At 54.3% G+C, this 12,336-nt stretch carries 9 protein-coding genes and 1 tRNA gene; 7 read left to right on the top strand and 3 right to left on the bottom strand.

What is annotated here, in order from left to right; all coding sequences use genetic code 11:
* Positions 1 to 81 precede the first annotated feature (81 nt).
* The 3 genes from AU11_RS04860 to queF are packed head-to-tail and all read left to right on the top strand — an operon-like array spanning position 82 to position 2,651.
* The gene (locus tag AU11_RS04860; RefSeq protein WP_043316890.1) at positions 82 to 1,026 is read left to right on the top strand and encodes an ABC transporter ATP-binding protein; all 945 of its coding nucleotides are present in this window, start codon (positions 82 to 84) and stop codon (positions 1,024 to 1,026) included.
* Positions 1,026 to 1,799 (top strand): ABC transporter permease, encoded by a 774-nt coding sequence (locus AU11_RS04855; protein ID WP_043316889.1) that lies wholly within the window; start codon positions 1,026 to 1,028, stop codon positions 1,797 to 1,799. The genes AU11_RS04860 and AU11_RS04855 overlap by 1 nt, the downstream gene beginning before the upstream one ends.
* A 21-nt stretch (positions 1,800 to 1,820) precedes the next feature.
* Positions 1,821 to 2,651, top strand: coding sequence for an NADPH-dependent 7-cyano-7-deazaguanine reductase QueF (gene queF, locus AU11_RS04850; RefSeq protein WP_043316886.1), 831 nt, complete (start codon positions 1,821 to 1,823; stop codon positions 2,649 to 2,651).
* A 29-nt stretch (positions 2,652 to 2,680) separates the two neighbouring features.
* On the opposite strand, the gene AU11_RS04845 is transcribed toward queF, so the two are convergent.
* Complete coding sequence (locus tag AU11_RS04845) at positions 2,681 to 4,075, bottom strand: adenylate/guanylate cyclase domain-containing protein (RefSeq protein ID WP_043316881.1); 1,395 nt, start codon at positions 4,073 to 4,075, stop codon at positions 2,681 to 2,683.
* Between the two features lie 375 nt (positions 4,076 to 4,450).
* Between AU11_RS04845 and AU11_RS04840 the strand changes: the two genes are divergently transcribed.
* From AU11_RS04840 to AU11_RS04825, 4 genes are all read left to right on the top strand, one after another.
* Positions 4,451 to 5,011, top strand: coding sequence for a nitroreductase family protein (locus AU11_RS04840; RefSeq protein ID WP_043316879.1), 561 nt, complete (start codon positions 4,451 to 4,453; stop codon positions 5,009 to 5,011).
* Positions 5,012 to 5,256: 245 nt separating this feature from the next.
* Positions 5,257 to 5,344, top strand: a tRNA-Ser gene (locus tag AU11_RS04835).
* Positions 5,345 to 5,858: 514 nt separating this feature from the next.
* Complete coding sequence (locus AU11_RS04830; RefSeq protein ID WP_043316875.1) at positions 5,859 to 6,785, top strand: hypothetical protein; 927 nt, start codon at positions 5,859 to 5,861, stop codon at positions 6,783 to 6,785.
* The gene (locus AU11_RS04825; RefSeq protein WP_197023764.1) at positions 6,769 to 7,509 is read left to right on the top strand and encodes an HIRAN domain-containing protein; all 741 of its coding nucleotides are present in this window, start codon (positions 6,769 to 6,771) and stop codon (positions 7,507 to 7,509) included. The genes AU11_RS04830 and AU11_RS04825 overlap by 17 nt, the downstream gene beginning before the upstream one ends.
* 240 nt (positions 7,510 to 7,749) lie before the next feature.
* Here the strand turns inward: AU11_RS04825 and AU11_RS04820 are convergent, their stop codons facing one another.
* On the bottom strand, positions 7,750 to 10,914 hold the full coding sequence (locus tag AU11_RS04820) for an efflux RND transporter permease subunit (protein ID WP_043316874.1): 3,165 nt from the start codon (positions 10,912 to 10,914) through the stop codon (positions 7,750 to 7,752).
* Between the two features lie 10 nt (positions 10,915 to 10,924).
* A complete protein-coding gene (locus tag AU11_RS04815) occupies positions 10,925 to 12,100 on the bottom strand; it encodes an efflux RND transporter periplasmic adaptor subunit (protein WP_043316872.1) in 1,176 nt (391 codons plus the stop codon).
* Positions 12,101 to 12,336: the final 236 nt, after the last annotated feature.

The following is a 12,336-nucleotide window of genomic DNA, read 5'->3' as shown; positions in this document are numbered from 1 at the left end:
CCGTGCTTTCCACCCCGCGGTTGAAATGTTTTCGCTGCAGGCGTTGAATAGCGCCTACCTTTTACAGATTCAGTACTTTTTATGACTGCCGCACTTTCTATTCGCGATTTGCAGAAAACCTACGACAACGGCTTTGAAGCCCTCAAGGGCATCAGCTTTGATGTGCAGCCGGGGGATTTCTTTGCCCTGCTTGGCCCCAATGGCGCGGGCAAGTCCACCACCATCGGCATCCTCTGCTCCCTGGTGCGCAAGACCGGCGGCAGTGTGTCCATATTCGGTATCGATATTGACGACAATTTCCCGGCGGCCAAGCAGATGCTCGGTGTGGTGCCGCAGGAATTCAATTTCAGCCAGTTTGAAAAAGTATTCGATATCGTCTGCACCCAAGGCGGCTTCTACGGTATGCCGCGCAAGCTGGCAGAGGAGCGCACGGAAAAATACCTGCGCAAACTGGGGCTGTGGGACAAGCGCAGTACCCAGGCGCGGATGCTCTCCGGCGGCATGAAGCGCCGTCTGATGATTGCGCGCGCGCTGTTGCACGAACCCAAGCTGCTTATTCTGGATGAGCCCACCGCGGGGGTGGATATCGAGCTGCGCCGCTCCATGTGGGAATTCCTGCAGGAAATCAACGCCCAGGGCACCACGATCATTCTCACCACTCATTACCTGGAGGAGGCGGAAAGCCTGTGCCGCAATATCGCCATTATCGACAAGGGCGATATTGTCGAAAACACTTCCATCAAGTCACTGCTGAAAACCCTGAGTCGGGAAGTGTTTATTCTCGATACGCGCGAGACTCTGGAAAAGGCGCCGGACTTTGGCGGATTTGACGGGCGCCTGCTGGACGAGCACAGCCTTGAGGTGACCATCGAGAAGGGGCAGTCTCTGAGTGATCTGTTTACGCAATTGAGTGCACAGAATATTGCTGTCACCAGTATGCGCAATCGCGCCAATCGGCTGGAGGAGCTGTTTGTCTCCCTGCTGGCTGAAAATCAGCCGTCGTCGGCGGATAAGGAGGCCGAATAATGAGCCCGCAATTAATCTGGACAGCCTTCTCCACCATTTTCCGTCGCGAAGTGCGCCGCTTTACCCGCATCTGGCCGCAGACTCTGGTGCCACCGGTGATCACCATGTCCCTGTATTTCGTGATCTTCGGTTCGCTGATCGGTCAGCGTATCGGTGAGATGGGTGGTTATTCCTACATGGAGTTCGTGGTGCCGGGCCTGATCATGATGGCGGTAATCACCAACTCCTATGGCAACGTGGTTTCGTCCTTTTACAGCGCCAAATTTCAGCGCAGTGTGGAAGAACTGTTGGTGTCGCCCACGCCCAACTGGGTGATTATGACGGGCTACGTGCTTGGCGGCGTTGCGCGCGGCCTGATTGTCGGGCTGATCGTAACCTTGATCGCACTGGTGTTTACGTCGCTGTCTGTGCAGCATATCGGCATTACCATCCTGATTGTGTTCCTGACTTCCGTGCTGTTCGCTCTTGCCGGTTTTATTAATGCGATCTTTGCCAACAGCTTTGATGATATCTCCATCATCCCGACGTTTGTATTGACACCGCTGACTTATCTCGGCGGGGTGTTTTACTCCATCGATCTGCTGTCACCGTTCTGGCAGGCGCTGTCGAAGCTGAACCCCATACTCTATATGGTGAATGCCTTCCGCTACGGCGTGCTGGGTGTATCCGATATCAACGTGGGTTGGGCGTTTGCCGGTGTCCTGGCGTTTATTGCGGCGCTGTCGGCGTGGGCCTTGCACTTAATGAGCCACGGTAAGCGTCTGCGCCACTAACGGAAAGGTTAAATAAATTACATGAACCGAGAAGACTGGCAAAACCTGCCCCTAGGGCAGGAGACCACCTACGAAGCGAAATACAATCCGACACTACTGCATCCCATTCCCCGCGCTGTGTCCCGTGCGCAATTGGGGCTGGATGGGGAGGCGCTTCCGTTCAGTGGCGCCGATGAGTGGTGGGGCTTTGAGTTATCCTGGCTAAACCCCAAGGGCGTGCCTCAGGTTGCCGTGGCTCGTTTCCGGTTTGCGGCTTCCAGTCCGTTCATGATTGAGTCCAAGTCGTTCAAGCTGTATCTGAACTCGCTGAATCAGACCGAGTTCGAGTCCGAAAACGCTGTGCGCCGGGTGCTGGAGCAGGACCTGAGCGCCGCGGCAGGCAGTGATGTATCGGTGACCCTATATGACGTGGAAAATGCCGAGCTCGCAGTGCAGCGCCCGGCTGGGACCTGTTTGGACCAGCAGGATATCGAAGCCCGGCAGTATCAGCCGGATGCGGGGTTGTTAAAACTGGTGGCCGGTGGCGAGACGGTGGCGGAAACTCTTTACAGTCACCTGTTGCGCAGTAACTGCCCGGTCACCGGCCAGCCGGACTGGGCGACCGTGAGTATCGAATATACCGGGCCGGCGCTAGATCAGCAGGCACTGCTGGCCTACATCATCTCCTTCCGGGAACACCAGGATTTTCACGAGCATTGTGTAGAGCGGATCTATTGCGACCTGCAGGCGCTGGCAGACTTTCAGCACCTCACTGTGTGCGCGCGTTATACCCGACGGGGTGGGCTGGATATCAATCCTTTGAGAACATCGGCCGGAGAGATTTGTTTTCCCGGGCGCTTTGCCCGACAGTAAGTTCACGAGGCGGAGCAACTGCCTGGACGTTAAATAATGGTCTTGCTCTTCAGTTGTGCCTGCGCCTTCTGAAGCGCTTTCAATACTTTTTCTTTATCGTAATTGCGGATTTTTTCCAGGTCCAGGTGCATCGCAAAGCCTGGCGCATGTTCTTCCAGATAGCTCTGTTGGCCACCCAGGTTCTTGCGCAGATCCGAAACCGAGTACACCTTGACCGGAGTGCTGAAGCCTTTCACCGTAATGTGCCCCTTATCCCGGCACATCACGGTCTGTTTGATCATGGCCCAGGTTTCATGGCTGATCAGAATCTCGCCGGGCTCTGCGGCACTTTCCAGGCGCGCGGCGAGATTCACGTGAGTCCCCATCACCGTATAGGTCTGATGATCGGCGGTGCCGAAAACCCCGACGGTGCAATAGCCGGTATTGATGCCCATGCGAATCTGCAGCGGGTGGGAGATGCCCTGGTCGTACCATTCCTGCATCATTTCCCGCACACGTTTGCGCATGGCCAGCGCCATGGCTACACAGCGCAGGGCGTCTGATTTGGGGCCCTTGCTCTGGTCATCCCCGAATACCACCATCACCGCATCACCAATAAATTTATCGATGGTGCCGCCATAGTGGGCCACGATGCGCGACATCTCGGTCAAATAGCTGTTCAGCAGTCGTGTCAGCGTTTCCGCTTCCATCTCCTCGGTCAGTTGACTGAAGTCCTTGATGTCGGAGAAAAATACGGTGAGTAATTTGCGCTCGGTGACAATTTCTTTCTCCCTGCCGGTGGTTACCGCACGCCACAGGCGTTTGGGAAGGTAGCGGGACAGCTTGTAACTGGCGAGATTGGCGATGCGCTGTTCTTTCTGCAGCTGCTCGTTATCGCGCTTTAGGGTGGAGATCTGCTTGAACATATAAAAGGCATGACAGCAGAAATAGGTGAACACACCGATCAGGCTGGCGGCACTGATATTCAGGTCCGCGTTGACCACCAGGGCGGGGCGGTGTATCAGGTAGCCAACCCCCACGCCGAGCAACATGGCGGTATTGTGCTCAAACCAGCTGCGCCCACCGCCCAGTGTCAACGCATTGAATTGCACCATGGTCAGGAACAGCAGGCTTGGCAACAGGCTGAAATTGGAAAGCGCCATTGCCATGCCGACCAGTAGTGCGTCAGTAAACGACAGCCAGCGATGGACTACCTCGTGGTTATCAGGAATTGCCCGGCGGCTGATGTGGTAGGCGAGGGGAATGTAAGCGAGCAGTATGATTGCCATGCCCAGAGGCAGGAGGGCGCTCTGTGTAAACAGGGAGGACCAGGAGATACTGTTCAGAAGCGTGCCGGAGGCCGCGAAACAGATCAGAGCGCGAAAATACAGCGGGTACCGGGAATCGGAGATTGTGCTGTTGGTTTCTTCAGGCTGGTTCTGCATGAACGCTGGGTCTTAATTAAAGCTGTGCTGCAATAAACGGGGCAGTTGGCAACCGTTCCTGCAAGAGTTAAATGGGAGCTTGTTGTTTTCTTCTCGTCCGCATCAATGCCGGCTCTCAGTGTGCCCGTCTATTTTTTGATCGCCAATAACGCAGTAAAGATATGCGCTATTGGAAATGCGTGGCTTAGATCACTGACAGGCGCAAAGTTTACCCTTATCCGTAGGTGAAAGCGATGCTAATTGACCATCCGGCCAGAATGCGGACGATCGTCTCAGATAATTTTTTGTCCGCCAATAGGATAGAATCTGCGATCCGCCCGAGCAGCCCTGGATCTTGGTGTGCACGGCGTTTTATGTAATTTTCAGGAGGCATTTATGGATGCGTTGGACGCACTGCACAACCGGGTTTCAATTGGGTTATTGACCGAGCCCGCGCCAGAAGGTGTTCAGCGTGAAAATATCTTCCGTGCGGCCCTCCGCGCTGCCGACCACGGGAATCTCCGCCCCTGGCGTTTTCTGGTAGTAGAGGGCACCGCCCGGAACCGGTTGGGTGAGATCTACCTGTCGGCCAGTTCTGAGCAGGAAGACCTGAGCGAAGCCCAGAAAGACCGCATCCGCGCCATGCCGCTCCGGGCTCCATTGGTGGTTGTGGCGATCACTTGCCTGCAGGAGCACCCCAAAGTCCCGTTCAACGAGCAGCGCATGTCCACCGCCGGCGCGGTACAGGCCATGATTACCGCGGCCTTTGCGCAAAATATAGGCGCCTACTGGCGTACCGGGGCCCTCGCAGAAAACCGGCAGGTGGCCAAGGGGCTCGGGCTGGCAGACAACGAAGAGATCAGCGGCTTCATCTATATGGGAACCCCGGCTAAACCCGCCAAGCCTGCCCCAGACCTTGCCACACAAGACTTCTTCAGCCACTGGACCGGCGAGTAACCTGACAGACCCAATGGCTTGGCGGCTTTTTTTGCCAAATACACTTGCACCCGCCGCCGCCATTCTGTAAAGTGCGCGCTCGCTGATCGGGGCGCTATGTTACTGATTAGCAAGACAATTTGAAGAGGTGTCCGAGTGGCTGAGCCGCAGCAGCGCGGAGACCATGCCCGAAGGGCATCACGAGCACGCAGGCGTGCGGACTGGAAGCTCGAAAAATTCCAGAAAGAAACGCAACAATCAGTTTTGGTGAGGTGTCCGAGTGGCCGAAGGAGCACGCCTGGAAAGTGTGTATGTCGAAAGGCATCGAGGGTTCGAATCCCTCCCTCACCGCCATCTTCTCTGAAGCCCCATGCGAAAGCATGGGGCTTTTTTTGTATATGGCGGTGAGGGTCTTAGAGTGCGCACGATCTTCCAGCCGAAATGAAAGTCGTGCCCTACGATGGTCGGGGCGCAGGGCTTCATTGTTGACACATGGGGAGGCAGAGCGAGCGTTGCTGCTGGAGGGCCCCGGAACTAGCTAGCATAGCAATGCTAATTTGCTCTTGGTGATGTACATTCAAGACATACTTGTGAGCGGTGTGTTTGAATAGTATTAGGGGAGTGGGGGCACTCATTGTGCTTGTGAGAGCCTAAGCTAGCCTTCGATGACTGAGTTTTCTTGTCGGTGAGCTAAGATCATTATTGCCCCTGATTAGTGGTCGAACGCTTAGGCTGCGTAGATTTATAGTGGGCGAGTGATATTTTAGCCTTCTCGGGGTTTTACTAATTTAGCGAAGGTCTTTATGTTTCGCTTTGAATGATCAAAGGGGGCTTTCATAGCGATGGATTGTGATCGTGATTACAGATTATGACATTTGAGATAAAAAGGCTAAATGTAAATCCTGAAGACCTTGAGCAGCTAGGAACCAAAGAAAAATTTTGGTTTCGATTTAAGGGCGGCAATACGAATTGGTTGTTCAAATATTCACGCAAAAATACTGGTGAGCATTGGTCGGAAAAGGTTGCCGAGAAATTATGTGAAGCCTTGGGTATTCCGCATGTGAAATACGAAATGGCGGAGATGGATGGGCGAATGGGTGTTGTTACACCCAATATCGTGCCAGAAGGCTTTCGCATGGTGATGGGAAATGAGGTTCTGCATGCAGATAGCCCCTCAAGTTACCCTGAGCCTGAAGTTAATTCGTTACAATTTGTTAGAGTGAAGGAGCATACTGTCCGTAGAGTATTAGGCTGCTTGGATATGACTGGCGTGCTTCCCCCTAGGAGTTGGACTTCGCATGTGGGGCTAAATTCGGGGGATGTCTTTTGCGGCTATTTGTTACTTGATGCATTGGTAAGTAATCAAGATCGACATCATGAGAATTGGGCTATTTTGATTGATGTAAATAGTCAGAAAAAATTTCTCTGCGAAACATATGACCATGCGGCTAGCTTGGGTAGGGAGTTGTTGGACTGTGATCGAGATCGTAGGTTGAGTTCGAAAGACAAAAATCAGTCTGTCGAAACATTTGTTCGAAAGGCTAGGTCTGAGTTGTTTAAGTTTAAAACTGATAGAAAGCCCATGTATACAGTTGATGCTTTTTTTGTTGCAGTTGAAAAGCGGGTGAAAGCGAAGGAGTATTGGTTGGGTCAGCTTTCTGAGTTGGGTTTTGATGAAATAAAAAGTATTTTTGATTGTATTCCAGGTGAAGTTTCTACTGATTTGGCGAAAAGTTTTGCGCTGAGAATGGTTTTGGAAAATAGGAAAAGGTTGCTGAATGATGTCAGAGCGTGACACCGTGTATTTAGCCTGGCAAGCCCCGGAAACTCGTAGCTGGCATGTGGTTGGCGCTCTAAGAGAGTTGAACGGCAGGTATGAGTTTCAATACACAAGAGGTGTGTTGGCTGATGAAAAATTTGTACCGTTTAGTGGAATGGATGATATCAATAAAATTTATGTGTCCGACGAACTTTTTCCGCTTTTTCGGAATCGGCTGCTTTCTAGGAAAAGGCCAGAATATCCACATTTTATCCGGTGGCTTGGCTTGACTGAGGCTGAAGCCACCCCTCTTAAAATTCTAGCTCGTTCGGGTGCGTCGAGAGGGACCGATCAGTTGCAAATGTTTAATAAGCTTGAAATTGGTCCCTCCGGAATTTTTGAGCACTACTTTTTTGCTCATGGGCTTAGTCACCTAGCAAAATCTGCCCAGAAAAGGGTTGATAGTTTGCATGGTGGGGAGGCCCTTTATTTATGTAGAGATTGCCAAAACCCTCATGACAAGGATGCGGTTCTCGTTCGAGCGGATAAACCATCTGAGATTGTGGGTTATTGCCCGCGATATTTGGCAGTAGATATGGGGCGATTGCTTGAAGGGGCCGACTATATGACTGTGGAAGTGGAGAGGGTTGCAAGCGATGCGCCGATCAATTATCGGTTGATGTGCAAAGTCCAGGGAAGGCTGTCTCACTCGAACGGTGACGCTTCGTTTCAGCAAGATGAGTATAAATTCGTTGTTTAAGTGCAGAGGTAGTAGGATGAATGTGGCAGGTAGTGTTTAAGTCTTTAGTTTTCTAATTTGACTTAATTTTATTGCACTTTCGGTTTACGGTTTTTCTCGGCTTTGCAATGGGCGGTCCTGAAGAGTATAGAAATCTAGGGGCTCTCCTTTCATCGATGTTGCTATTCTTACCCGCCATTTGTAAAAAGGCCCGAGGATGAAAATCCGCGGGCCTTTTCAGGCTTGGTCGGGTCGCGTTCATTATTGAGGCAGTGAATTCTCCGAATGCGCGGCTTGCGAACCGCCCCCCAGCCCGCCAATCAGCTTCTGCTTCCCGCGCGCCGCAAAGCGGCTGATATCCACTCCCACGCCATACAACGCCGGCACCAGCAGCAGCGTAACAAAGAACGCCACAAACACCCCAAACGCCAGCGCCACCACAATCGGCTGCAGAAAGGCGGCCTGAATGCTTCGTTCCAGCATCATCGGCAGCAGGCCTACAATGGTGGTTACTGTGGTCAGCAGAATAGGGCGGAAGCGCGCAACGCCGGCTTCGACGACGGCCTTGAGCGGCTCCATGCCTTTTTCCCGCAGGCGGTTGCAATGGTCCATCAATACCAGGTTGTCATTGACCACCACACCGGCTGCGGCGGCGATACCGAAGTAGCTGAAAATTGCCATGGTCATGCCCATCACACCGTGGCCGAGTATCGCGCCGACGAAGGCAAACGGAATGGCGATCAGGATCAAAATCGGCTGGAAGTAGCTGCGGAATGCCACCGCCAGCAGGCTGTACATGGCGAAGAAGGCCATGGTGTACAACCCGAGTACTTCGGCAATAAAGCGCTTCTCGCCTTCTGCCTGACCCACGGCGCCGCGCACGATACCCGGGTAGCGCTGTTCCCACTCCGGGAAAAAGTTTTCCTCCAGATCTTTCATGATGTCTCCGCGCACATCGTCTTTCAGATCTGCCATTACCCGTGCCGCACGGTTGCCGTTCCAGCGCTGAATGCGCTTGATACCGGGAGCATATTCCAGGTCGGCGATAGCGAGTAGCGGAACCTCGCGGCCATCACTGGTGCGCACGCGAAAATCCTTCAGGCTGTCGATGGAGCGGCGCGATTCCAGCGGGTAGCGCACCATGACTTTTACATCCTGGCCGCCCCGGGGCAGTCGCTGTACTTCTTCTCCGAAATAGGCCTGGCGTACCTGGCGGTTCACTTCCGCCAGAGTCAGACCGAGTTTGGTGGCGCCGGGTTTGAGGTCGATACGGATTTCTTCCGAGGCGCCTTCCAGATTGTTGCGTACGTCGTACAGGCTTTCGTAGGTGCGCAATTGGGATTCCAGGTCCGATGTGGCTTCCCGCAAGATGTCCAGATCTGGGTGGCGGATGGAAAGCTCGAATCCGGGGCCGTTGTTGTTGGCGGTGTATTGTACGGAAACTTCTTTTGCATCCGGCACATCGCCCAGTAGTTCACGCAGGCGTAACGCCGCATCTTTTGCCGACATTTCACGGGTCTCCGGCGGTGCCAGTTGCACAATGGCGATGACGCTGTCACGGCGGGAGCGGGTGTACCAGTTTTCGATCAGTGCGCCTTCTCCAGATTTTCCCTGTTCAGCAGCGCGCTGATTGACCTCTTCCTCGAGACGTTTTTCGGCATCCTGAAGCTGCGCGAGGACTTCCAGTGCCCGACTGTAAGGGGCGCCCTCCGGCATGATCACATTCACGATAATCTGATCGGATTCGATATCCGGCATAAAGCTTTTCTTGACCCAGCCACTGCCGAAGGCGCCGAAACCAATCATCATTACCGCAACAAAAATACTCACAGTAAGGTAGCGGCGATCCACCGCCCATTGACCGGCGCGACGGTAGTGGTTTTGTGCAAAGTGCACGATGCCATTGGCGATACGTTGCTGAAAGCGCCCAAACCGACCGGGCTCGGTCTGCGGCTTCAGGTTGTTCAGGTGCGCGGGCAGAATAAACAGAGATTCAATCAGGGAGAACAACAGCGCCAGAATCACTACCCAGGTGATGTGTCGGGTGAATTCACTGGTGGAGCCACTGATAAAAATCCATGGCAGAAATGCGAGGATTGTGGTCAGTACTGCAAAAATTACTGGTTTGGCCACCAGTTGTGTGCCCAGTACCGCCGCGCTCAGACTGCCACCGGATTTCTGATGTTCCGGATTGTGAGACTCGCTGTGAATGCTTTCGCCCACCACAATCGCGTCGTCCACGACAATGCCGAGCACCAGCAGGAATGCGAAGGTCGAGAGCATATTCAGGGATACACCCACTGAGGGCAATAACACAAAGGCGCCGGCGTAGGCGGTGCCGATGCCTACAGATACCCAGAAGGCGACCTTGGGGCGCAGGCTGAAAATCAGTACCAGTAGTACCAGTAGCAGACCCATAAAAGCGGAGCTGCTGATGGTTTCCATACGGCCCTTGAAGTCTTCTGCATTATCTGTCCATAGAGTGAGCTCTGCACCGGCAGGCAGGGTTTCACGGCGTTCGGCAATCCATTTGCGAATGGAGTCCGAGGCGGTGACGATGTCCATGGTCTCGGTGCTCATGACCTGCAGTAGAACCGCTGGTTCACCGTTGAGGGTGGCGAGGATCTCGTTGTCCTCAAAACCGTCCACCACTTTTGCCACATCGCCTACACGGATGGTGCCGCCGTCAGCAGTCTGGCGCACAATAATGTTGGCAAATTCCTGTTCGCTGTCTGCCTGATTGCGCACTTTCAGTTGATAGCTGCCCACCTCGGTGCGTACGGTGCCTGCAGATTGATTGATGGAATTTGCGCGAATGGCATCCGCCAGTTCCTGAAAGGTCAAACCATAGCGGCGTAGCGCCTGCTCACTGACCTCGATGGAAACCTCTTCCATGCGTGTGCCAAACAGTTCCACTACCGAGATGGCCGGCAACGTGGCCACTTCGCGGCGCAACTGCTCCGCGAGGCGCTTGAGCTCACGCTCGCCCAGGTCACCATGCACGGCTACGCGGATAAACTCGTTGCGATTTACCCACTGGTGTACCTGAGGCGGTTCAATGTCCCGGGGGAACGATGAGATACCGTCCACGCGGATTTTTACATCGTTCATGAAACGGGAAAAATCCACGGTGGTTTCCGCAAGGATATACACCTCACCAAAACCTTCGGAAGAAGTGGATCGCACCCAGTCGATATTGTCCAGATCGCTCACCGCTTCCTCGATACGCGCGACGATCTGCTCCTCCACTTCCTGAGGTGCGGCACCTGGCCAGGAGACGCGAATCTCCAGTCCTGGGAAGCGCACCTGTGGGTCCATTTCCCGCTCCATGCTGAAGAAGCCGATTACGCCGGCGACAAGAATGCCGATCATGGCGAGGTTGGCGGCAACCCGATTGCGGGCCCACCAGGCGATCAAACTGTTCATGAGAGCTTCCTTAGCGGCGGGCCAGTTGGGTGATGGGTTGCACTTCCATACCGTCCACGGGATTGGCGACGGTGGAGGTCACCACGCGTTCGCCATCGGCAACACCGGCGGCCAACACCACGCGATTGTCGGCAGTGGACAGCACTTCAACGGTGCGGATATCCAGGCGGTTATTGTCGTCTACCACATAGACCTTATCGGCGCTGCGCAGGGCTTCCCGGGGTACTACTATGGCGTCCCGCTGGGCGGTAGATTCCGCCTGTGCGGTAACAAACAGTCCCACCGCCAGCGGCACTCCGTCACTGGCACCTTTGCCGTAGGGATCTTCCACTTCTGCTACTGCATAGATCAGGCGGGTTTGAGGATCGATACTGGCCTGGGTGCGCACGATGTGGCCCTGCCACCGTTGTTCGTGGTTTCCCACCAGGGCAGAAAGGGTCACCGCCGGGCCCGGTGTCTCTTCGCTGGCAACAAAGCCGAGTGGAAGATCGAGTTCCAGTAATTGGCTGTCGGTCAGCGGAAGTCTTACCTCAACGCGATCTGTCGCAAATATGCGTCCCAGGGAGGTGCCGGCTGTCACGTACTGGCCGACGCCCACATCCCGGCTCACCACACGGCCGCGGTAAGGCAGGCGGATCTGAGTGCGGGCCAGATTCAGTTCCGCGTCCGCCAGTTCGGCCTTGGCGGCACGCAGGTTGGCTTCGGCCTCCAGCATCTGAGGTTTGTTTACCTGGAGCGGGGTGGGTTCTTTATTGGGGTTCAGGCCAAGCCACTGCTGGCGTTTGATATCCGCGGCGGCTTTTGCCTGTAACAAAAGAACTTCTGCCTGGGCAACCCGGGCCTTGGCCTGGGCGACGTTCAATTGGAAATCGGCATCATCCAATTGAATCAGAGTTTCACCGGCCTCGAATCCAGCGCCCTCGGCAAAGCTGTTTGCGATGGCGGTGATGCGTCCTGACACCTGTGGTGTGAGGTTAATAGCGGTGTGCGCGCGCACCTCTCCTTGTGTGGTGACCTGTAGCTGAACCGGCTGCGCGCGAGCCGGTGACGTAACCAGGGATACCAGGCGCTGTTCTTCTTCTTTTTTCTCCGGTTGCGGTTTTGCCGCTGACATCCACTGCACGGCGCCAAAGGCTGCCGCGAGTACCAGTACCGGTGCCATCACTTTCAATGATTTTCTGTTCATTTTTTTCGCAGTTTTGTTGCGTAGTTTTTAGGGGGTTGCCTGATGGACGGGGTGGTGCACCTAGATGGATGCAGGAGGGTGGAAAAAATTTCGCAGGCGCGGGGAACTTTCTCAGATAGTTATTGACGGGCACCTGATAATCATTATCATTACGCATCAAGTTTACAGCATGTTCATCATGTTTTACGGGGTGGTCGATGACAGGGTGGCCGAAGGCTGACCTGGCAGCGACGCGA

It is taken from the genome of Microbulbifer sp. HZ11, assembly GCF_000708675.1.
Taxonomy (GTDB): domain Bacteria; phylum Pseudomonadota; class Gammaproteobacteria; order Pseudomonadales; family Cellvibrionaceae; genus Microbulbifer.
This window is presented reverse-complemented; position numbering and strand designations above follow the sequence as displayed.

What these genes read in the sequence shown, in the direction of transcription:
- AU11_RS04860 (WP_043316890.1), top strand. Translation starts at nt 82, where the DNA reads ATGACTGCCGCACTTTCTATTCGCGATTTGCAGAAAACCTACGACAAC.
- AU11_RS04855 (WP_043316889.1), top strand. Translation starts at nt 1,026, where the DNA reads ATGAGCCCGCAATTAATCTGGACAGCCTTCTCCACCATTTTCCGTCGC.
- queF (WP_043316886.1), top strand. Translation starts at nt 1,821, where the DNA reads ATGAACCGAGAAGACTGGCAAAACCTGCCCCTAGGGCAGGAGACCACC.
- AU11_RS04845 (WP_043316881.1), bottom strand. Translation starts at nt 4,075, where the DNA reads ATGCAGAACCAGCCTGAAGAAACCAACAGCACAATCTCCGATTCCCGG.
- AU11_RS04840 (WP_043316879.1), top strand. Translation starts at nt 4,451, where the DNA reads ATGGATGCGTTGGACGCACTGCACAACCGGGTTTCAATTGGGTTATTG.
- AU11_RS04830 (WP_043316875.1), top strand. Translation starts at nt 5,859, where the DNA reads ATGACATTTGAGATAAAAAGGCTAAATGTAAATCCTGAAGACCTTGAG.
- AU11_RS04825 (WP_197023764.1), top strand. Translation starts at nt 6,769, where the DNA reads ATGATGTCAGAGCGTGACACCGTGTATTTAGCCTGGCAAGCCCCGGAA.
- AU11_RS04820 (WP_043316874.1), bottom strand. Translation starts at nt 10,914, where the DNA reads ATGAACAGTTTGATCGCCTGGTGGGCCCGCAATCGGGTTGCCGCCAAC.
- AU11_RS04815 (WP_043316872.1), bottom strand. Translation starts at nt 12,100, where the DNA reads ATGAACAGAAAATCATTGAAAGTGATGGCACCGGTACTGGTACTCGCG.